Raw genomic sequence first — 20,798 nt, 5'->3', positions numbered from 1 at the left:
GGGCCGTTCGGTGCCACCCTGGGTGCGTGACCGAACTCCTCGTCGTGGGCGTCATCGCCCTGCTCGCCATCGCCGGTGCGGCCGTGCTCGGCCCGCGCATCGGCGTCGCGGCACCGCTCGTGCTCGTCGCGGTCGGCATCGCGGCGAGCCTCGTACCGTGGGTGCCGGACGTCCGGATCGACCCCGAGTGGATCCTCGCGGGGGTGCTCCCACCGCTCCTCTACTCGTCCGCGGTGTCGATGCCGTCGATGAACTTCCGGCGCGAGTTCGGCGCGATCAGCGGCCTGTCGGTGCTGCTCGTCGTCGCGAGCTCGGTCGTCCTCGGGCTGTTCTTCGCCTGGGTGGTCCCGGGCATCGGGATCTGGTGGGGCATCGCACTCGGGGCGATCGTCAGCCCCACCGACGCGGTGGCGACGTCGATCGTCAAGCAGACCTCGGTGTCCCGCCGCGTCGTGTCGATCCTGGACGGGGAGTCCCTGCTCAACGACGCGACCGCGCTGGTGCTGCTCCGCACGGCGATCGCGGCCGCTGCGGCGTCGTTCTCGTTCTGGGGGGCGCTCGGCGACTTCGCGTGGGCCGTCGCACTCGCGGCGGTCGTCGGCTGGCTCGTCGGCTGGGCGAACGTGGCCGTGCGGCGCCGCGTGTCGAGTCCGGCGATCAACACGGCACTCTCGTTCGCCGTCCCGTTCGTCGCAGCGGTCCCGACGGAGGTCCTCGGCGGATCAGGGCTCGTCGCGGCCGTGGTGGCGGGGTTGTTCACGGGCATCGTCGGGCCGCGGAGGCTCCCGCCGTCGCACCGGCTGTCCGACGCGCAGAACTGGCGGACGATCGAGCTCGTGCTGGAGGGCGCGGTCTTCCTGACGATGGGACTGCAGCTCTCCGGGATCCTCCGTGACGTGCGGGTCGAGCACGTGGGCATCGGTCCCGCGGTCCTCATCGCGGTCGGTGCCCTCGTGCTGACACTCGTCGTCCGCGCGGCGTACGTGGTCCCCCTGCTCGCCGCCCTGTCGGTGAGCGCACGTCGTGGCGCCCGGATGGAGGAACGCGTCGGCGAGATGGGCCGCACCGAGGACCGTGACGCCATCAGCGAGATGATCCGTGAGCACCGGCCCGGCAACCGGCAGCCGTCGGAGCGCGAGCTCGACCGCTTCACCGTGCGGCTCCGGCGAATGCTGGCCGACATCGCCTACTACCGTCGCGCCCCGCTCGGCTGGCGTGAGGGCACCACGGTCGTCTGGGCCGGCATGCGCGGTGCGGTGACGGTCGCGGCCGCGCAGACGCTCGAGCCCGAGACCACGCCGCAGCACGCACTCCTCGTCCTCATCGCGTTCGCCGTCGCGGTGCTGTCGCTCGTCCTCCAGGGCGGCACCATCGGGCCGCTCCTCCGGCGGATCGCGGAGCCGTCCCCGGACACGAGCGCCTCCGACGCCGCGGAACGACGACGGCTGATCGAGCTCATGCGCGCGGCGTCCGAGTCCGTCGCGTCGGCGCGCGAGGAGCCCCCGGCCCGACGGGAGGAACTCGAGGCAGCGGACCCGACCGAACTCCGCGCGTGGATGGGTCGCGAGAAGGCCCGACGGCTCGCGGTGCTCGAGGCGCAGCGGCGCGCGATCCTCGACGCCCGCGACGACGGGACGTTCGACGCCGAGGTCCTCGAGGCGATGCTGCAGAACCTCGACGCCGAGCAGATCGCGCTCGAGCTCCGCGGAGCGCCAGCGTCCTAGTGGCCGATGGTGATCCGGAACACCCGGACACCCGAGGTCTTCAGCGCCGCGAGCCCGAGGCGCATCCGGAGGTTCCGGAACGGCCGGTTGCGTCCGGTCGGCGCGGCCGCGGCGCCGATCTGGTGCAGCACCTCGGACGTCAGCGTGCGCTCGACCTTCGGCGCGAGCCGGGTCACACCCGACACCGTCACGACGATGCGCACCGCGTTCGGCGCGAGCAGCGGGTCGATGAGCTCCGCGGCCTCGTGCGCCCGGTGGAACGCGGGGTCGTCGCCGGGGCGGCGGATCGCGATCACGGCGAGTTCGGCGTCGCCGGTCTCGCTCGGATCCGGGAGGTCGTCGACGCCGACGACCCGCATCTTCGTGGCGTCGACCCCGGCACGGACCGCGGCGGAGCGCAGCACGGGCAGCAGTTCCTGGGTGCCGGCGAGGACGACCTCGGCGGAGCGCAGGTCGATCGGTTCGTGGCGTTCACGCGGCGTTCGGGCCATCGGTTCCGGTCCTTCCGGTCGCTCTCCTCGGACAGTACTGATCGACACGGGAAGTCGTGCCGTCGGGGTGCGTCCGGTAACGGAATGATCACACTGGGGTCTGTACAAACGAACAGAGTCGTGCAGAATGGTGGGCGGCCATGACGACTGCACCCCACCCAGACCAGCACCCGGAGACCCCGGTCGTGCACCTGTCGCGCCGCGCAGCCCTCGAGGCCGAGCGCGCCGCGGCCCGCAAGCAACCGCGCCGGACCGGTCGGGCGGTCGTCGCCGATCGTGCGGTCACGACCGAGCGCGCGGTCACCACCGACCGCCCGGCCGACACCGGTCGCGGGGTGGCGAGCGGTCGCGGGGTCGCCGCCGCACGGGCCACCACGGAGCACGCCGGAACCGCACACAGCGAGGCCCGCATCCGCCGGGTCGACCGCGATGCCACAGGCCCGACGCGCGCCGCCCGCACGGTCACGGCGTCTGCAGCCGCGCAGCCGCGACGCCCGCTGCGCTCCCGGGTCAACCCGCTGCGGTCGGCGAACCGCGCGAGCCGCGTCACCCTCACCAGCGCCCTCGCCGCCTTCGTGCTCTTCGCCGCCTCCGCGACCCCGGCACACGCCGCCTCCGGCACGTCGATCGCCACCGCGACCCTCGCCCCGAGCGTCGTCGGTCAGGACTACTCGGTCACGCAGCTCGCCGCCCTCGCCGACCCTGCACGTGACGGCTTCACGATCGGCGGCGGCTCGACGACGAAGGAGCAGGCCACCGCGAGCGGCTCCGTGTCGTTCGGGGGCGAGGTCCGCTCGCCGTTCCCGGGGCCGGTGCAGATGAGCTCCGGTTTCGGCTACCGCTCGGCACCGTGCGGAGCGTGCTCGTCGCTGCACGAAGGGCTCGACTTCACCCCCGGGCTCGGGACCCCGATCGGCGCGATCGCGAAGGGCACGGTCCGCGTCGCCGGCACGTACTTCAACTACGGCACCGCAGTGGTGATCGACCACGTGATCGACGGGCGCAAGGTCGCCACGCTGTACGGCCACATGATCCCGGGATCGACCCCGCTGAAGGTCGGCGACACCGTCGAGGCCGGCGAGTTCATCGGCCAGGTGGGCAACTCGGGCGTCTCGACCGGAGCGCACCTGCACCTCGAGGTGCTCCTCGACGGCGTCACCCCGATCGACCCCGCCGCGTGGCTGGAAGCCCACACCGGACGCCCGATCACCGCCTAGGCAGCCGATCCACAGCACCCCCGCAGTCACCGCGGGGCCGACTCCCAGAACCCCTGTGCAGGCTCACAGGCATGGACGACTGTCACAGGCCCAGCGCCCGATCGCGACCGGTTCCGCCCCGACCTGAGCGGACCACCCGCTGATGGGCGCCGACACCTGGATCGCCTTCGGGCTCGTCATCCTCTTCGTGCTCGTCGGCGGTGTGTTCGCCGCCGCCGAGATCGCCCTCGTCTCCCTCCGCGAGTCGCAGCTGCAGCAGCTCGAACGCAAGGGGCCGCGCGGTGCACGCGTCGCCCAGCTCAGCCGCGACCCGAACCGCTTCCTCTCCGCGGTGCAGATCGGTGTCACCGTCGCCGGGTTCTTCTCGGCCGCGTACGGCGCCTCGACGATCGCACCCGACATCGCCCCGCTGCTGCAGGGCCTCGGCCTCGAGCGTGGAGCCGCCGAGGCCGTCGCCCTCGTGCTGCTCACCCTCGTCATCGCCTACCTGTCGCTGGTGTTCGGCGAGCTCGTCCCGAAGCGCCTGGCCCTCCAGCGCGCCGAGGGCTTCTCGATGATCGTGGCCCCGCCGCTCGACCGGTTCGCGACCCTCATGCGCCCGGTCATCTGGGTGCTGTCCAGCACGACGAACGCGATCGTGCGACTGCTCGGCGGCGACCCGAACGCGCGCAGCGAGTCGATGAGCACCGAGGAGCTCCGTGACCTCGTCGCCGAGCACGACGCCATCGACGCGCAGGGCCGGCAGATCGCCCGCAGCGCTCTCGACGCCGGGGACCGCACCCTCCGCGAGTCGATGCGCCCGTGGTACGACGTCTCGACCATGGACGCCGACCTCTCCGTCCGCCAGGCGACCGACCACGCGCTCGACGCCGGGCACTCCCGGTACCTGGTGACCTCGGGCTCGCGCGACCACGTCACGGGCTTCGTGCACCTCCGAGACCTCCTCCGCCCCGCCGACCCCGAGGCACCGCTCGCGACGCTCGTCCGGCCGGTCCTGGCGATGCCGGAGACGAAGTCGCTGTCGAGCGCGATCGCCCAGATGCGCACCGACGGCCACCAGATCGCGCTCGTCGTCGACGAGTACGGCGGCAGCGCGGGCATGGTGACGCTCGAGGCCCTGCTCGAGGACCTCGTCGGTCGCATCAAGGACGAGTGGGACACCGCCGAGCCGGACGCCGTGTCGGCCGGTGCCGACGGTGTCGACGGCTCGCTCGTCCTCGAGGACCTCGCGGCCGACGGCGGGCCGGTCCTGCCCGACGGCGACTACGAGACCGTCGGTGGGCTCGTGCAGGTGCACCTCGACCGCGTCCCCGTCGTCGGGGACGTGGTGGAGCTCGACGACTGGTCGATCGAGGTCACCGAGATGGACGGACACCGCGTGGCGCGCGTGCGCCTGGTCGCGCGGGAACGCGCGCTCTAGTCGCGACCACCAGCGGACGGGAGGCCCATGGCGGCGCCGCCACGGGCCTCCCGTCCGATCCGTGCGGACCCGGTACCGAGGCAGGCCCTCCCGGTACCTGTCCCGGTACCGGTTCCGCCACGTAGCCTTGCGCGCATGGGTATCGACGTGCGCAAGGAGATCCAGGACTTCCTGTCCTCACGACGGGCGCGACTCACCCCGGACCAGGTCGGCATGCCGACGTTCGGTGGGGGAGTCCGACGGGTCCCGGGCCTGCGACGGCACGAGGTGGCGATGCTCGCCGGGGTGAGCGTCGACTACTACACGCGACTCGAGCGGGGGACCCTCAAGGGCGTCTCCGACAGCGTGCTCGACGGTCTCGCGGCAGCCCTCCGGCTCGACGACGACGAGCGCACGCACCTGTGGGACCTCGCCCGCCTGGCGAACGCCGGGGTGAAGACCATGCACCGGAACGTCCCGACCCGCGTGCGACCGGGCGTGCAGCAGCTCCTCGACGCGATCACCGGTGCACCGGCGTGGGTGCGCAACGAGCGCGGTGACGTCGTCGCGACGAACGAGCTCGGTCGGGCGCTGTACTCGCCGATGTTCGCAGGGCCCGGTCGACCGGTGAACACCGCACGGTTCACGTTCCTCGACCCGGCCGCCCGCGAGTTCTTCCCCGACTGGGCCCAGACCGCGCGGGACGCGGTGGCGATCCTCCGTGCCGCGGCCGTCGCGAACCCGTGCGAACCCGGACTCGTGACGCTCGTCGGGGAGCTCTCGACCAGGAGCGAGGAGTTCCGCACGTGGTGGGCGGCGCACGACGTCCGGTCGCACCGCACGGGCCGGAAGCGCATCGAGCACCCGGTCGTCGGCCGGCTCGAGCTGACGTACGAGGCGCTCGACCTCGTCGCGGACCCCGGGCTGACGATGTTCACGTACGGGGCCGAGCTCGGGAGCGAGTCGGAGCGGAACCTCGCGCTCCTCGGGACCTGGGCGGCCACGGAGCGTTCGGAGCGGTCCGCCGCGGTGTAGCCCGCACGTGGGGTCGCGCGTCGGGCGGCGGGCCGCGGCGACGTCGCTGCCGAACGACGGCGCCGCTGTCGTGCGACATCGGTCACGTCGTTCGTTGCACGCGCGGGACATTGCAGGCGCGCCGGAACGACAGCGCCGTCGTCGTACGACGTCGGATCTGTCGTCCGACGACAGCGAGCCGACGACATCGAGCCGGCCCAGGCGCACTACGCGGCGGGCGGCCCCGGCTCGTCGTCGTCCAGTCCGTCGAGCAGGCCGGCGTTCTCCAGCCGGAGGCGCTCGATGCGCAGCGCACGTTCGACCGCCGAGAGCCGCAACACCCGGATCCCCGCGAACACGAGCACGATGAGCGCGACACCCAGCACGAGTGCAGCGAGCACGACGAGCAGGTACACGACGGTGACGACGGCGAATCCCCCGGAGAACATCCGGCGAGCGTAGCAGCGGCGGTCCGTAGGCTGGGGCCGTGACGAGGACCTCGGACGGATCCGCCGGTGACGCCGACTACGCCGTGATCGGCCACGAGTACCGCCGCTGGCGTCGCCCGGAACCGTCGTTCGCACGGGCGATCACCAAGGCCCTCGGCGACGCCCGGACCGTGCTCAACGTCGGCGCGGGTGCCGGCTCCTACGAGCCGACCGACCGCGAGGTCACCGCGGTCGAGCCCTCGGCCGCCATGCGCGCGCAGCGCCCGGACACCCTGCCGCCGGCGATCGACGCTACCGCGGAGGACCTCCCGTTCGCGGACGACACGTTCGACGCCGCGATGACGACGTTCTCGGTGCACCAGTGGGGCGACCTCGAGCGCGGGCTGGCCGAGGTGCGACGGGTCACCCGGGGACCGGTCGTCGTCCTGACGTGCGACCCCGACCGCGTGCAGGACTACTGGCTGGCCGAGTACGCCCCCGAGGTGATGGCGACCGAGGCACGCCGCTACCCCGCTCTCGACCGGATCGCGGCGGCACTCGGCGGCGAGGTCGAGACCACCCGCCTGCCGATCCCCTTCACGTGCGTCGACGGCTTCTCGGAGGCGTACTACGCCCGGCCCGAACGACTCCTCGACCCCGGGGCGCGGCTGGCGAACTCGGCGTGGTCGTTCGTGGACGAGATCACCGCGCGGCGGTCGGTCGCGGCACTGCGGGACGCGCTCGAGTCCGGCGAGTGGGACCGTCGGCACGGCTCGCTCCGGGTCCGGCCCTCGTACGACGGGTCCCTCGTGCTGCTGCGCGCGACGCCCGTCTCGGCATGACACCGACGAGCGGGACTCCCGACGGCGCAACGACTCCGACACGCCCGGCTTGACACGTCGTCGTAGGCTGGTCGGGTGAGCTTCCAGGAGGTGGTCGGCGCGCAGAGCGCCGGCATCAGGGCGTGACGCCCCCGGTCGCACCGTGCGGTGCGGCCGCCGTCACCGACCCCTGATCCCCTCCGCCCGGCGCGGCGCGCGACCGCGTGCCCCGGGCCCGTCGAGAGCGACACACCATGCTGCCCGTCAGCGAGAAGACCATCCGCACGTCGTTCGTCAACGCCTCCCGCAAGGAGACCGGCGACATCACCCTCCCCGAGGACTTCGAGACCATCGACTGGGAGGCGCTCGACTACCTCGGCTGGCGTGACCCGAGGATCGGTCGTCGCGCCTACGCCGTCGTCCCCACCCTCGAGGGCGAGCTCGTCGGGATCCTGTTCCGGCAGGCCGAGGCCTCGCCCCGCAACCGCGCGCAGTGCTCGTGGTGCCAGGACGTCAAGCTGCCGAACGACGTCGTGTTCTACAGCGCCAAGCGGTCCGGGAAGGCCGGTCGGAACGGCAACACCGTCGGCACGCTCGTCTGCCAGGACTTCCAGTGCTCGCGGAACGTCCGCAAGCTGCCGCCGCCCGCCTACGAGGGCTACGACGTGGAGGCCGCACGGCTCCAGCGGATCGAGGACCTGCAGCTCCGCGCGGCGTCGTTCGCCGCGGAGGTCTAGTCCGAACGCGACCACGAGACGGTCGGGAGGCCCGTGGCGAGCGTGCCACGGGCCTCCAGTCCGTCAGGTGGTCGCGTCGGCGATGCGCGTCCGTCGCGTCAGCGACGCGCGTCCGTCGTGTCAGCGACCGATCGAGGACATGTCGGGGTAGCGGTCACCCGTGGGCACGGGCAGCGACGAGAGCCGCGTGAGCTGGTCCGGCGAGAGCGTGATCGACGTCGCACCGACGTTCTCCTCGAGGCGGCTGACCCGCTTCGTCCCCGGGATCGGCACGACGTCGTCGCCCTGCGCGAGGAGCCACGCCAGCGCGACCTGTGCGGGCGTCCCGCCGACCTCGTCGGCGATCTCCTTCACGGAGTCGACGATCCGCATGTTCTGCGCGAACGCCTCTTCCGCGAAGCGCGGGTTCGCGCGGCGGAAGTCGTCGTCGTCCAGGTCGGACGGGCTGGTGATCGCGCCCGTGAGGAAGCCGCGGCCGAGCGGGGAGTACGGCACGAGACCGATGCCGAGCTCGCGGAGGGTGTCGAGCACCTCGCCCTCGGGGTCGCGCGTCCACAGCGAGTACTCGCTCTGGAGGGCCGTGATCGGGTGCACGGCGTGGGCCTTGCGGATCGTCGCCGCCGACGCCTCGGAGAGCCCGATGTGACGGATCTTCCCCTCCTCGACGAACCCGGCGAGCTGTCCGATGACCTCCTCGATCGGGACGGCCGGGTCGACGCGGTGCTGGTAGTAGAGGTCGATGTGGTCCGTGCCGAGGCGGCGGAGGGAGCCCTCGAGCGCCTCCCGGACGGACTCGGGGGCGGAGCTGATCCCGCGCTCGGTCGCCGGAGTGGCCTCGCCCGCGGTGTGCGTGATCAACCCGAACTTCGTCGCGATGACGACGTCGTCGCGGCGGTCGGCGAGCGCGCGGCGGAGGAGCTCCTCGTTCGTGTACGGGCCGTACGCCTCGGCGGTGTCGAACAGGGTGACGCCCAGGTCGATCGCGCGGTGGATCGTGCGGATCGACTCGTCGTCGTCGGAGCCGGCGCCGGAGTAGAAGGCGCTCATGCCCATGGTGCCGAGGCCGATCGGCCCGACCTCGAGGTCTGCGAGCTTGCGTGTCTGCATGGGTCCGGTCTACTCGCCGATCCGCGTTTGGAGGGAGGCACTGACGGTGCCCGCCCAGGTGGGGACGCGCTGGTGCGGTTCCTCCAACACAGTCGCCGGGTGCAGAGTGCAACTGGTGTGATCGGTCCGTGAACCTGTACTTCCGGCTGCTGCTCCTGACCCTGCGCACCCGACTCGCACGCACGCGTCCGTCCCGGCTCGGTCGCGGCACCTCGCTCTGGGACGAGGCACGCACGCCGTTCCGCGTCGCACCCACCGACCTCGACCCGCTGCGGCACGTCAACAACGGCAAGTACCTGTCCCTGCTCGACCTCGGGCGCTACGACCTGCTCACGCGCTCCGGGTTCTGGCAGGCGGCGTCCGAGCGCGGGTGGTACGCGGTGGTCGCCGCGCAGACCATCACGTACAAGCGGTCCCTGACGCTCGGGCAGCGGTTCGCCCTGCGCACCCGGGTGCTCGGGATGGACGAACGGTCGGTGTACATGGAGCAGACGTTCGTCCGCCGCGACAGCGTCATCGCGCGGGCGGTCGTGCAGGCGCGGTTCCTGCACCGGGACGGCGGTCACGTGACCCCGACGGAGCTGCTCGCGGTCACCGGGCCCGCGCCGCGGGACCTCACCGTGCCGGACTGGGTCCGGGAGTGGGCGGACGCTGTGCGGATCAGCAGCACCACGCGCTGAGGACGGCCTCGTGGAGTGGTCGCACATGGCGTAGACAGGGGCGATGGACTCCGACTCCGCCGACCGAGCCCCCCGCCGGACCAGCCGCCGCGCGCTGATCGGTGGCGGCGTGGGCATCGGGATCGCCGGTTTCCTGGCGGCGTGCTCCGGTGGGGCGCCGCGGCCGGGCCGGACGCCGTCGGCCTCCGCGACGGACGCGGCACCGGACCGCACACCGACCTCGTCCTCCACGACGGGCGGCCCCGACTCCTGGCAGGCCCTCGCCGCCGCGGTGTCCGGAACGCTCCTCCGGTCGGGATCGCAGGACTGGGACAGCGCCCGGGTGCTCGAGAACCCGCGCTACGACGACGCCGACCCGCAGGGCATCCTGCTCGCCACGAGCGAGGCGGACGTGCAGGCCGGCCTGGCATTCGCGCGGAACACGAACACCCCCGTCGCGCTGCGTGCGGGCGGTCACTCGTACACCGGCTGGTCGGCCGGCGGCGCCCCGGGTACCGACGTCCCGCGTTCGCTCGTCATCAGCACGAAGGAACTCGACGGCATCGAGGTGCACGCCGACGGCACCGCGACGATCGGCCCCGGTGCGCAGCTCGCGAACGTGTACGCGACCCTCGCCGCCCAGGGCCGGGCGATCGGCGCCGGCTCGTGCCCGACCGTCGGGACCGGCGGCCTGACGCTCGGCGGTGGTGTCGGCGTGCTCACACGCTCCTTCGGCCTGACCTGTGACCAGCTCACGGCCGTGCGGCTCGTCACGCCCGACGGTGCCGTGCACGACGTCTCCGAACAGGCGGAGCCGGACCTGTTCTGGGCCTGCCGAGGCGGCGGGGGCGGGACCGTCGGCGTCGTCACCGCGCTGACCTTCCGGACCCGCACCGCGCCGGGCGTCCTGCTCTTCGAGCTCGCGTTCCCGGCGTCGGCCGCAGCAGACGTCGTCCGCGCGTGGCAGGACTGGGCGCCGTCCGCCGACGACGAGTTGTGGTCGACGCTCAAGCTGCTCGGCGGGTCGCGGCACGCCGCACTGTCGGTGACCGTGACCGGCGTGTGGACCGGTTCGAAGACCGGCGCCGACGCCTCGGTCGACGGGTTCATCGCCGCGACGGGTGCGAAGCCGACACGGCACACCGCCGAGCAGCTGTCCTACGGCGCCGCGATGTCCGCGCTCGCCGGCAAGCCGCAGCGCGTGTCCGAGGCGGCGACCTCGTCGATCGGCGGCACGAAGCTCACGGACGCCCAGATCGACGTCCTCGTGCAGCACGCGGCGGCAGCCGGAGACGTGTCCGGCAACCTCGAGGGCGGCGTCTCGCTCGACGCCCTCGGCGGGGCGGTCGCACGGGTCGGGCGGACGGACTCGGCCTTCCCGTGGCGGTCGGCGCTCATGACCGTCCAGTACACGTCGGTGTTCGCGGACGGGACGGACCCGGCACCGTTCGACGCGTACGTGCGGGCGTTCCGGAAGGCGATGACGCCGGCGTGGGGGAGCGCGGCGTACGCGAACTACTGCGACGCGGCCATCACGGACCCGTCGGACTACTTCGGCGTGAACACCTCGCGCCTGCACCGGATCGCCGAGCAGGTCGACCCGGACGGGCTGCTGTCGCAGCCGCACTGGGTCTGAGGCACCGGTTCTGAGGCACCGGGTCGCGTCCTGACAGGACGTGGACCCGGCGTCCCGGTGACCCGGTGACCCGGCCTGGAGGCTCGGTGCGGGTCCGCCACGATCGTCACCGCGTCGGCGGTGCGGCCTAGCATCGGCGCATGGACACCGAGGACCTCGTGCTGCCCGACGCCGCAGCGTGGCGCGCCTGGCTCGACGAGCACGAGGACGACCCCGACGGCGTGTGGCTCGTCCTCGCGAAGAAGGGCACGACCGAGCCCACGTCGCTGACCTACGACCAAGCGCTCGACGAGGCGCTCTGCTCGGGGTGGATCGACGGGCAGAAGCGCGGCCGCGACGCCGCCACCTTCCGGCAGCGGTTCACGCCCCGACGACGGGCGTCCCTGTGGTCGCAGCGGAACATCGGCATCGTCGCGACCCTCGTGGCGGACGGCCGCATGCGGGAACGGGGCCAGGCCGAGATCGACCGGGCGAAGGGCGACGGTCGATGGGATCGTGCCTACGCGGGGGCTGCGACCGCGACGGTGCCCGATGACCTCAGGGCAGCGCTCGACGCCGCCCCGGCCGCCGCGGCGCTGTTCGCCGAGCTCGACGGCACGAACCGGTACGCGGTGCTGCACCGGGTGACGACGGCCCCGAGCGCGGCGGCTCGGGCGAACCGGATCGCGAAGCTCGTCGGCGGACTGGAGCGGGGCGAGACCCCGTACCCGCGGAAGCCGCCGGCGGAGCGCGGGGTCGACGTCCGACATCCGCATCCGGCGGCCTCGCGTGGGGGACGGGCGCTCAGGGACGCGTCACGGGTGCGGCGTACAACGGCGTGCATGACCACTGGTACCGACACCACCCGTCCCGCAGCGTCCTCCGGCACCTTCCGCATCGGTGGCGACCTCGAGGTCCACCGCCTCGGCTACGGCACGATGCAGCTCACCGGCCCCGGCGTGTGGGGACCGCCGAAGGACCACGACGAGGCCGTCCGTGTCCTCAAGCGCGCCGTCGAACTGGGCGTCGACTTCTTCGACACCGCCGACTCCTACGGCCCCTACGTCGCCGAGGACCTGCTCCGCGAGGCCCTGCACCCGTACGGCGACGACATCGTGATCGCCACGAAGGCCGGCCTCACCCGCACCGGACCGAACGAGTGGCCGCCGGTCGGCCGTCCGGAGTACCTCCGCCAAGAAGCCGAGATGAGCCTGCGCCGCCTCGGCCTCGAGCGCATCGACCTGTTCCAGCTGCACCGCATCGACCCGAAGGTCCCGCTCGAGGACCAGATCGGCGAGCTCAAGAAGCTCCAGGACGAGGGCAAGATCCGCCACATCGGCCTGTCCGAGGTCTCGGTCGACGACGTCAAGGCCGCGCAGGAGCACGCCACGATCGTCTCCGTGCAGAACCTGTACAACCTGCAGAAGCGCGACGCCGAGGACCTCCTCGACTGGTCCGAGGAGCAGGGCATCGGCTTCATCCCGTGGTTCCCGCTCGCGACCGGCGGTCTGACCGGCGATGACTCGCCGCTCACCGCGATCGCCGAGCGCAAGGGTGCGACGCCGGCGCAGCTCGCCCTGGCGTGGCTGCTCAAGCGCTCGCCCGTCATGCTGCCGATCCCCGGAACGTCGAGCGTCGACCACCTCGAGGACAACCTGCAGGGTGCCGTCGTCGAACTCACCGACGAGGAGTTCGAGGAGCTCTCCGGCCTCGGCCACTGAGGTCGCCGGATCGCTGACGCGACCCCACGACGGACGGGAGGCCCGTGACCGGCTGGTCACGGGCCTCCCGTCCGTCGTGTTGCGGCGTCCGTCGCCGCTCGGATCAGGCGGCGCGCAGGCGCGCGAGCACCGCGCGGTGGTCGCTGCCGTTCGACGGCAGGACGCTCGTCGAGACGGTGCCGAGCCCGCGGACGAAGACGTGGTCGAGCCGGACGACCGGCATCTGCGCGGGCCAGGTGAAACCGAAGCCGCCCCCTTCGGCGAGCTCTGCGCGGAGCGGCGCCATGAGCGGGTCGGACGCGCCGCCGTTGAAGTCCCCGGCCACGACGAGCCGTTCGGCGGGGTCGTCGCGGACCTCAGAGGTGAGCGACCGCAGCATCGTCGGCCGGGCGTCCTCGGTCCGCAGCCGCAACGAGTCGACGTGCACGACGTAGACCCGGACGTCGCCGATCGCGGTGGAGACCGTGACCCGCAGGGACCGCGCCCATCCGAGTCCGAGCGTGAGGGGTTCCCCGTCGCTCAGCGTCGTCCGGCTCCACACCCCGACCGAGCCGACGCGGTAGTGGTGCGGGTAGGCGTCGGCGAGCGCGGTCTGCACGGCGTCTCCGGAGTCACCGGTGAGTTCCTCGAGCGCGATGACGTCCGGGTGCCGTGCCGCGATGGCGGAGGCGGTGGCCGCCGGGTCCTCGTTGGTGGCCTCGACGTTCTGCGTGACGACGGTGAGCTGTGGCTCCCCCGTCGCCGCGGGGGCGAGCACCCCGGGGAGCACCGCGACCGACCAGGCCGCAGCGTAGGCGACGGAGAGGACGGCGAGCCGCTTCGACCGCGTCCCGAGCGCGAGTCCGGCGACCGGGACGAGCAGGACGCCCATCCACGGCAGCAGTGATCCGATCGCCGACCCCGGCGTCCCGAGCACGTCGAGCACGCGCGGAGCGAGGAGGACGACGACCCCGACCACGAGCGCCGCACCGACGAAGGTGACGACGACCGTGCGACCGGGGTTCCGGCTGCGGGAACGGAAGGGCACGGTCCGAGGGTAGGGAGCCGGTCTGACAGCGGACGGGGTGACCCGTGCACGTTCGATCCGTGTCCACTGGGGATGCCGGGGCGTCGTGCTCTTGCGGATGCATACCGGGTATGGGCATACTCGGTATGCCCGACCACGGGCCGGACGAGGGGGAGTGTCATGAGCGTACGGATGGGCGTGCTCGCGCTGCTGGTGGACGGACCCGGCTACGGGTACCAGCTCCGGGGGGAGTTCGAGCAGCGCACCGGCGGGAGCTGGCCGCTCAACATCGGCCAGGTCTACACGACCCTCGACCGGCTCGAGCGCGACGGGCTCGTCGCACGCGGCGACGCCGACGACGACGGGCACGTCGTCTACACGGCCACCGAAGCCGGCCGCGACGCCGTGACACGGTGGTTCAGCGAGCCGGTCCCGGCGAAGCGCGGTCGCGACGAACTCGCGATCAAGTTCGCGCTGGCCGTCACCGTGCCGGGCGTCGACGTCGAGCGGCTCGTGCAGGTCCAGCGCGGCGCGGCCGTCCGGAACCTGCAGGACCTGACGCGGTTGAAGCGCACGGCGGACCCCGCCACGGACCTCGCGTGGTCGCTCGTGCTCGAGTCGATGGTGTTCCAGGCCGAGGCCGAGGTCCGCTGGCTCGACCACGTCGAGTCGAGTGTCTCCCGGTACCGACCGGACGATCGTGCCGCGTCCACGTCCTCGTCCACGTTCTCCGACGAGACCGTCCGGAGCGCCCGGTGAACGCCGCGGCTCCGCTCCTCGAGCTCGACGCCGTGAGCGTGCAGTACGGCTCCGGCGCGAAGGCCGTGACCGCCCTGGCCGGTGTCGACCTGACCATCCGCCGCGGGGAGATGGTCGCCGTCATGGGCACCTCGGGGTCGGGGAAGTCGACGCTCCTGGCCTGTGCCGGCACACTGCTGCCCCCGACGAGCGGCGAGGTCCGCATCGACGGCGAGTGGGTCGCCGACCGTCCGGCGAAGGAGCTCGCCGCCCTCCGCCGACGTCTCGTCGGCTTCGTGTTCCAGGACTTCAACCTCATCCCGTCCCTGACCGCGATCGAGAACGTCGCACTCCCGCTCGAGCTCGACGGCTGGAAGAGCAGCCGTGCCCGCCGGGCCGCGCAGCTGGCGCTCGACAACGTCGAACTCGGTCACCGCGCCGACGCCTTCCCGGACGACCTGTCGGGTGGGCAGCAGCAACGTGTGGCGATCGCGCGCGGGGTCGTCGGCGAGCGCCGGCTGGTCCTGGCCGACGAACCGACCGGTGCCCTCGACTCGCAGACCGGCGAGGTCGTGCTCCGCATGCTCCGTCGGCACGTCGACGCGGGTGCCGGAGCGCTGCTCGTCACCCACGACGCCCGGCACGCCGCCTGGGCGGACCGCATCGTGTTCCTGCGTGACGGCCGGGTCGTCGACGAGACGGTGTACTCCGGCGTCGAGATGGCCCTCGCGGACCGGACCCGGTCGTGATCCGGCTCCGGCCGGCACTCCGGCTGGGCCGACGGTTGGCGTTCGCGAAGACCGGGCGCGCAGCACTCATCATCGCGCTGATCGGCCTGCCGACGATGGGCTTCGCGGGGGTCTCGGTGCTGTTCATGTCGACGCAGCCGACCACCACCGAGCAGCTCCGGTACGACCTCGGCCACGCCCAGGCGCAGATGACGACGCAGCAACCCGACGCCCGGGGCATGCGGCAGGAGCCCGTGTACTGGACGAACACCCAGACCGAGGAGAACAGCCCTGCGGCGAAGGCCGATGACGACACCCCCTTCGCCGACGTGCTGCAGTACGTGCCGAAAGGTGCGCTCGCGATCCCGGTGACGACCGCCGACGTCGTCCTGCGCGGTGTGCACGGACCGGTCGGCACCGCCGCGACGCTCGGCGACACGTGGGATCCGGTGCTCGACGGGCACTGGCACGTGCTCGAGGGCACGGCGCCGACGGCACGCGACCAGGCGATGGTGACGCCGGCGATGCTCGCGAAGACCGGGCTCCACATCGGTGACACGGTCGACGTGACCGACCCGGTGACGAAGCGCTTCACGATCACCGGGACGATGCGTGACCTCGGGCAGGATCCGGACGAGACGACGGTCTACCTGCCGTGGGGGAGCATCGCCGCGGACGCCGCCCCGATCTCGACGGGCCGCTCCGAGGGTGGCGCGGTCACGGTGTACCTGCCGACGGACGCCCCGACGTGGTCGGAGATCGAGCGGCTGAACGACCACGGCATCGTCGTGCAGTCGCGTCCGGTCGTGCTCGATCCGCCGGACGAACGGATCGACGGCTCCTCCGGCCCGCAGAGCCTCGGGTGGTACATCGCCGGGCTGGGGCTCGTCGGGGTGTTCGCCCTGTTCGAGGTCGGGCTGCTCGCCGGTGCCGCGTTCCTCGTCGGTACCCGCGCCGATGCCCGTTCGTACGCCATCCTGACGAGCGTCGGTGCCGAGCGTGGCGTCGTGCGGTCGGTCGTCGCCGGGTCCGGACTCGTGCTCGGGACGGCCGGAGCGGTCCTCGGGACGGCGATCGGCGTGGGGATCGGAGCGCTCGCGTTCCACCTGCTCGACAACGGCAACGTGAACTCCTTCCCCGGGCTGCACGTCCCCGTGGTGATGCTCCTCTGCATCGCGGTCGCCGGCGTCGTCGCTGGTGTCCTGTCCTCCCTCGCCGCCGCCCGCGCCGCCACCCGGGTGAACGTGCTGGCCGGTCTCCGCGGGTCCCTCCGCCCGGAGAACCCCAGCCGCGCGACGACCCGCCGTCGTCGGGTGTGGGGACCGCTCCTCATCGCCCTCGGCGCGGTCATGACCCTTGCGTGCGGCATCGGTGTCCTCGTCCTGAACGACCGGCCGGAGCAGAGCGGGCAACGGGACGACTGGGCATGGGTCGTCGGCGCCGGTGTGGCGATCGGGCCGTGCCTCGTGCAGCTCGGGGTGGCGATCTGCTCGCCGTGGTTGCTCGCCCTCGTCGCGCGCGTGTCGAGCCGGTTCGGGCTCGCGGCGCGGATGGCAGGACGAGACGCGCGTCGGAACCCGGTCCGGACCGTGCCGGTGCTCGCGAGCGTGATGAGCGTCGTGTTCGTGGCCTCCGTGGTGATCACGTGGAACGCCTCGCAGCACGCCCAGTACGTCCGCGACTACCAGTACAGCACCGCGGTCGGGGTGGCCACGGCGGACGTCCAACGGCTCGACAGCCGGTCGTACCCGCAGGGCTACGACGCCGCGGTGACGGCACGGGCGGCCGAGGTCAGCGCCCGCGTGCTCGACCACGACCGCATCCGCGTGCTCGGACTCGTCGACGAGCAACCGACCGAGGAACCCAGCACCCTGACGCAGCTCCACCTCTGGGAGCGCCCCGCCGGCTGCACCGACGAGTCCTGCGGTTCGTGGCTCGAGCCCGGGGGCAGCGCGCACGTCCTCACCGGGACGGTCGACGACTACGGCGTGCTCACGGGGCACCGGCCGTCCGCCGCCGTCCGCGACGCCCTCGGCGACGGGAAGGCCGTTTCCTTGTGGCCCGAGTACGTCCACGGAGACGCTGTCCGGCTCGACACCTTCCGTGGCCGCAGCTGGAAGGACGCGACGTCGCCCGACCCGGAGCACCCGGACGCCACGACGACGATCCCGGCGGTCCTCGACGAGCAGGACCCGCCGATCCAGATCGGCGTGTTCATGACCAAGGCGACCGCCGAGCGGTACCGGGTCCCCGCCGTGGACGGCCTGCTCGTGACCCGACTCGACGGCGAGGTCTCACCCGAGCAGTGGGGGGAGCTCGCCTCGGCATGGCAGAGCTACGGCGGCTCCGCACGGGCGCAGGCATCGGCGCCGAGCTTCTCCTACGAGGCCGGTCCGGTGGACGCCAGCGCGCCGGTCCGGGCGTTGGCGCTCGCGCTCGCGGCGGCCGTGACCATCGGCGCCACCGCGGTCGCGATCGGACTCGCGCGGGCGGACGGTCGACGTGACGACGAGGTGCTCGACGCGATCGGCGCAGCCCCCCGACTGCGTCGGCGGACGACGGCGTGGCAGGCTGCGATCCTCACCTCCGTCGGCGCGGTGATCGGCACCGTGCTCGGACTCCTCCCGATACGAGCGCTGACGCTGCGGTTCGGGGAGACGCCCCCGGGCGTCAGCCACATGCCGTTCGTGGCGGACTGGCCCGTGCTCGCGCTGCTCGCGATCGGCCTGCCCGTCCTCGTCACCACGGCCACCTGGCTCACGTCGGGACGGGGTCGACGTCTGGCGGTACGCCGTGCACCCTGACCCGTTCCCAGCGCCGGGTGCGAGAAGCCACAGTCACCGCGACGATTCCCCAGGTCTGGGGTCTGGTGTTCCGGGTCGTTCCGCGGGATACCTGTAGTCGTGTCCCGCACCAGCCATCTCGTGGTCCTCATGAGCATCATCGCCTCCGCCGCCCTCGTCGGCACCGGAGCCGTCGTCATCGCCACCGCGCACACCGCGGCGGCGGACGGAGCCGTCGCCGTCCAGCAGGAGACGGTCATCCGGAGGGACACCGTGCTGCGGCAGGACGCGGCGCTCCGTCGGACGCCCGACCAGGTCGTCCGGGGCGCGCTCGACACGGCGCACGCCACGGACGCCGTCACCTTCGCGTACGCCGGCGACTCCATCACGGCGCGGCCGGACTCGTGGCTGCACCAGCTCGAGGGCGACCCGGACCTCCACGCGGTGGGCGGCTACGCGCACAGCGGGTACCGCTCCGACCAGGTCCTCCACGAGATCGGGCCGGTCCCGGACGCCGACGTCCTCGTCGTCGAGCTCGGGACGAACGACGTCAACCAGGCCGTCCCCGTCGGACGGATCACCGCGAACGTCGACGCCGTCGTCCGGAAGGTCGACGCACACCACGTGCTGATCGTCGCCGGCCCGCCGTCGGACCGGACGACGAGCCTCTGGGGCGCCGACCGGCGGGCCGGCCAACTCGTCCTCAGCCGAGAGCTCCGCGCCGAGGCCCAGGAGCACGGCTGGTCCTACGTCGACCCGTTCACCGCCATCCGCGCGGCCGACGGCGCGTACGAGCCGGGGACGACCCCCGACGGGATCCACCCCACGGCCGCCGCGAACGTCCGGGTCGCTGAGGACATGGCGGACGCGATCGAGGCAGCTGCGCGCTGATCCGACGGCAGAGGCTTCTCTGCAAACAAAACACTGCAAAAAAAGCGTTGCAAAGACCTTTTTGCAGTCGTATGCTCGGGTCATGGCCACCGAACACCGCGTCCTCGACCTCCCGGAGATGAAGGCGCTCTCGCACCCGCTGCGTGCACAGCTGCTCAACGAGCTGGCCACGCACGGCCCGGCGACCGCCACCACCCTCGCCGAACGAGTCGGCGAGTCCTCCGGCTCCACGAGCTACCACCTCCGGCAGCTCGAGAAGCACGGGTTCATCGAAGAGGTCGACGGCCGCGGCAACGGACGGGAGCGCTGGTGGCGCCGCACGCCGGCGACGCTGCACAGCGGCGGTTCCGAGGGACCCCAGTCGCCGGCCGCACTCGCCGCGGCACGCCTCGTGGCCGCCGGCTCGAACGACCACGCGGAGCAGGTCATCCGGGAGTTCATCGCCCGGGACGAACGATCGCTGGGTGCATGGCGCGACGCCGCGACCCTGTCGACGCTCGTCATGCGCCTGACGCCCGCCGAACTCCAGGAGCTCACCGACTCGACGCTCGAGCTCCTCACCACCTTCCGTCAGCGCCGTGACCCGGATGCCGACGAACCCGGCTCCGGTCGGGTGTTCGTCCGCTTCGCGGCCGTACCCGTCTTCGACGACGAAACCGAGGGATCATGAACGCCGCACTCCACCTGCCCCAGGCCGGGCCGCTCGAACGTGCCGCGCACCGCACGGGTGTCTTCCTGCTCCGCTGGAGCGAACGCCGCGTCGCTCGCACTGGCCTGTCCCAGGCGGCGCGGAGCGCGCCCGACCCGATGTCCCTGGGGCTCGTCCACGAGGTCCGGCGCGCCAGGGCCGCCCGGGAACTCCACAACGAGGTACTCGCCGCCCGGTTCCCGCGGATCCACTGACCGTCGCGCCCCGCCCGGGGGCGTCACTCCGGGAGCGACTCCGCGTAGGTGCGGAACTCCCCGCGCTCGTTGTGCAGGGTCCAGAGGCGCTCGGCGATCGACGCGCCCGAGTGCTCCTCCTGCCCGTCGTCGATCCCGAAGGGGATGATGAGCTGCGCGACGTGCACGTTCTCCTCGGCGACGGCGTCGTGCAGCAGCTGCGCGTAGGCACTCTCTCCGGCGAAGGCCACCGACGTGCCCGTCACACGCGCGCCCGGTCGGACCGCGCTCGCGCCGTTCACGAACAGGATCGTGCCCTTCCCGAGTGCGCGCATGCCAGGGAGCACCTGTCGGACGGCGTTCACGGCGCCGTACACGGAGAACTCGATCGGGCCGACGAGGTCCTCCGCGGTCGTCTCGAGCACGGGCCGCATGTACTCCTTCGCGGGCAGCGGGCTGTACTGCAGCACCTCGATCGGTCCGAGCTGCTCGGTGGCCCGCTCGAGTGCGGCACGGAGGGAGTCCCCGTCACGGACGTTCGCGGCGAAGCCGGTAGCCGTGTGGCCCTGCTCGCGGAGCTGCGCGGCGAGGGAGTCGAGTCGGTCCTGGTTGCGCGAGATCAGCGCGACCGAGAACCCCTCGCGCGCGAAGCGGGCGGCGGTCTCGACGCCGAGGCCCTTGCCGGCGCCGACGATGGCGATGGTGGTCATGGTGTGGTCCTTCCGGGACGACGGTGTCCGGGCGGTGGCCCGTAGGCGGGACCGTCCGGTCCCGCCGACGTCCACTGAACCAGCGGGTGCCCGGGGGAGGCGGGTCCTGTCGTACCCCCTCACGGCC

The 20,798-nt window shown here is 72.6% G+C and carries 20 protein-coding genes and 1 pseudogene; 16 read left to right on the top strand and 5 right to left on the bottom strand.

Going from position 1 to position 20,798, the window contains the following annotated elements; translation table 11 throughout:
• The first annotated feature begins 26 nt into the window (after window positions 1-26).
• On the top strand, window positions 27-1,724 hold the full coding sequence (locus tag ACSW7Y_RS05835) for a cation:proton antiporter (protein ID WP_438125386.1): 1,698 nt from the start codon (window positions 27-29) through the stop codon (window positions 1,722-1,724).
• Here the strand turns inward: ACSW7Y_RS05835 and ACSW7Y_RS05830 are convergent.
• Window positions 1,721-2,215, bottom strand: a complete 495-nt coding sequence (locus ACSW7Y_RS05830; RefSeq protein ID WP_438125385.1) for a hypothetical protein — start codon at window positions 2,213-2,215, stop codon at window positions 1,721-1,723. The two genes, ACSW7Y_RS05835 and ACSW7Y_RS05830, sit on opposite strands and share 4 nt — an antisense overlap.
• Window positions 2,216-2,355: 140 nt before the next feature.
• Between ACSW7Y_RS05830 and ACSW7Y_RS05825 the strand changes: the two genes are divergently transcribed.
• From ACSW7Y_RS05825 to ACSW7Y_RS05815, 3 genes are all read left to right on the top strand, one after another.
• The gene (locus tag ACSW7Y_RS05825) at window positions 2,356-3,432 is read left to right on the top strand and encodes a M23 family metallopeptidase (protein WP_438125384.1); all 1,077 of its coding nucleotides are present in this window, start codon (window positions 2,356-2,358) and stop codon (window positions 3,430-3,432) included.
• 142 nt (window positions 3,433-3,574) lie between these two features.
• A complete protein-coding gene (locus ACSW7Y_RS05820; RefSeq protein ID WP_438125383.1) occupies window positions 3,575-4,852 on the top strand; it encodes a hemolysin family protein in 1,278 nt (425 codons plus the stop codon).
• Between the two features lie 135 nt (window positions 4,853-4,987).
• Window positions 4,988-5,866 carry a helix-turn-helix transcriptional regulator gene (locus tag ACSW7Y_RS05815; RefSeq protein ID WP_438125382.1) on the top strand — a complete coding sequence of 293 codons (879 nt, stop codon included), beginning with the start codon at window positions 4,988-4,990 and terminating at the stop codon, window positions 5,864-5,866.
• Between the two features lie 206 nt (window positions 5,867-6,072).
• Here the strand turns inward: ACSW7Y_RS05815 and ACSW7Y_RS05810 are convergent, their stop codons facing one another.
• The gene (locus ACSW7Y_RS05810; protein ID WP_438125381.1) at window positions 6,073-6,294 is read right to left on the bottom strand and encodes a hypothetical protein; all 222 of its coding nucleotides are present in this window, start codon (window positions 6,292-6,294) and stop codon (window positions 6,073-6,075) included.
• A 38-nt stretch (window positions 6,295-6,332) separates the two neighbouring features.
• On the opposite strand from ACSW7Y_RS05810, the gene ACSW7Y_RS05805 reads away from it, so the two are divergent.
• On the top strand, window positions 6,333-7,115 hold the full coding sequence (locus ACSW7Y_RS05805; RefSeq protein ID WP_438125380.1) for a class I SAM-dependent methyltransferase: 783 nt from the start codon (window positions 6,333-6,335) through the stop codon (window positions 7,113-7,115).
• A 233-nt stretch (window positions 7,116-7,348) separates the two neighbouring features.
• A complete protein-coding gene (locus ACSW7Y_RS05800; RefSeq protein ID WP_438125379.1) occupies window positions 7,349-7,831 on the top strand; it encodes an FBP domain-containing protein in 483 nt (160 codons plus the stop codon).
• Window positions 7,832-7,951: 120 nt separating this feature from the next.
• On the opposite strand, the gene ACSW7Y_RS05795 is transcribed toward ACSW7Y_RS05800, so the two are convergent.
• Window positions 7,952-8,938: an aldo/keto reductase gene (locus ACSW7Y_RS05795; protein ID WP_438125378.1), complete on the bottom strand. Its 987-nt coding sequence runs from the start codon at window positions 8,936-8,938 to the stop codon at window positions 7,952-7,954.
• Window positions 8,939-9,066: 128 nt separating this feature from the next.
• Between ACSW7Y_RS05795 and ACSW7Y_RS05790 the strand changes: the two genes are divergently transcribed.
• The 4 genes and pseudogenes from ACSW7Y_RS05790 (at window position 9,067) to ACSW7Y_RS05775 (ending at window position 12,933) form a co-directional block, all read left to right on the top strand.
• Window positions 9,067-9,618 (top strand): acyl-CoA thioesterase, encoded by a 552-nt coding sequence (locus tag ACSW7Y_RS05790; protein WP_438125377.1) that lies wholly within the window; start codon window positions 9,067-9,069, stop codon window positions 9,616-9,618.
• A 43-nt stretch (window positions 9,619-9,661) separates the two neighbouring features.
• On the top strand, window positions 9,662-11,233 hold the full coding sequence (locus ACSW7Y_RS05785) for an FAD-binding oxidoreductase (protein ID WP_438125376.1): 1,572 nt from the start codon (window positions 9,662-9,664) through the stop codon (window positions 11,231-11,233).
• Window positions 11,234-11,373: 140 nt separating this feature from the next.
• Window positions 11,374-11,946 (top strand): annotated as a pseudogene (locus ACSW7Y_RS05780) (YdeI/OmpD-associated family protein); the annotation flags it as partial.
• 108 nt (window positions 11,947-12,054) lie between these two features.
• The gene (locus ACSW7Y_RS05775) at window positions 12,055-12,933 is read left to right on the top strand and encodes an aldo/keto reductase (RefSeq protein ID WP_438125392.1); all 879 of its coding nucleotides are present in this window, start codon (window positions 12,055-12,057) and stop codon (window positions 12,931-12,933) included.
• A 103-nt stretch (window positions 12,934-13,036) separates the two neighbouring features.
• On the opposite strand, the gene ACSW7Y_RS05770 is transcribed toward ACSW7Y_RS05775, so the two are convergent.
• Window positions 13,037-13,960, bottom strand: coding sequence for an endonuclease/exonuclease/phosphatase family protein (locus ACSW7Y_RS05770; protein ID WP_438125375.1), 924 nt, complete (start codon window positions 13,958-13,960; stop codon window positions 13,037-13,039).
• Window positions 13,961-14,119: 159 nt separating this feature from the next.
• On the opposite strand from ACSW7Y_RS05770, the gene ACSW7Y_RS05765 reads away from it, so the two are divergent.
• The 6 genes from ACSW7Y_RS05765 (at window position 14,120) to ACSW7Y_RS05740 (ending at window position 19,982) form a co-directional block, all read left to right on the top strand.
• Window positions 14,120-14,698: a PadR family transcriptional regulator gene (locus tag ACSW7Y_RS05765; protein ID WP_438125374.1), complete on the top strand. Its 579-nt coding sequence runs from the start codon at window positions 14,120-14,122 to the stop codon at window positions 14,696-14,698.
• Entirely contained in the window at window positions 14,695-15,426 is a 732-nt protein-coding gene (locus ACSW7Y_RS05760) for an ABC transporter ATP-binding protein (RefSeq protein WP_438125373.1), read from the top strand. Before ACSW7Y_RS05765 ends, ACSW7Y_RS05760 begins: the two co-directional genes overlap by 4 nt.
• Window positions 15,423-18,209: an FtsX-like permease family protein gene (locus ACSW7Y_RS05755; RefSeq protein WP_438125372.1), complete on the top strand. Its 2,787-nt coding sequence runs from the start codon at window positions 15,423-15,425 to the stop codon at window positions 18,207-18,209. The genes ACSW7Y_RS05760 and ACSW7Y_RS05755 overlap by 4 nt, the downstream gene beginning before the upstream one ends.
• Before the next feature lie 129 nt (window positions 18,210-18,338).
• Window positions 18,339-19,079, top strand: coding sequence for an SGNH/GDSL hydrolase family protein (locus tag ACSW7Y_RS05750; RefSeq protein ID WP_438125371.1), 741 nt, complete (start codon window positions 18,339-18,341; stop codon window positions 19,077-19,079).
• Window positions 19,080-19,161: 82 nt separating this feature from the next.
• Window positions 19,162-19,749: an ArsR/SmtB family transcription factor gene (locus tag ACSW7Y_RS05745; protein WP_438125370.1), complete on the top strand. Its 588-nt coding sequence runs from the start codon at window positions 19,162-19,164 to the stop codon at window positions 19,747-19,749.
• Window positions 19,746-19,982 (top strand): hypothetical protein, encoded by a 237-nt coding sequence (locus ACSW7Y_RS05740; protein ID WP_438125369.1) that lies wholly within the window; start codon window positions 19,746-19,748, stop codon window positions 19,980-19,982. Before ACSW7Y_RS05745 ends, ACSW7Y_RS05740 begins: the two co-directional genes overlap by 4 nt.
• Before the next feature lie 23 nt (window positions 19,983-20,005).
• Here ACSW7Y_RS05740 and ACSW7Y_RS05735 read toward each other — a convergent pair whose 3' ends face one another.
• Window positions 20,006-20,671 carry an SDR family NAD(P)-dependent oxidoreductase gene (locus tag ACSW7Y_RS05735; protein ID WP_438125368.1) on the bottom strand — a complete coding sequence of 222 codons (666 nt, stop codon included), beginning with the start codon at window positions 20,669-20,671 and terminating at the stop codon, window positions 20,006-20,008.
• Window positions 20,672-20,798: the final 127 nt, after the last annotated feature.

It is taken from the genome of Curtobacterium flaccumfaciens, assembly GCF_051548005.1.
Lineage (GTDB): Bacteria > Actinomycetota > Actinomycetes > Actinomycetales > Microbacteriaceae > Curtobacterium.
The sequence above is the reverse complement of the archived record's forward strand: the minus strand, read 5'-3'. Positions and strand labels throughout refer to the sequence as shown.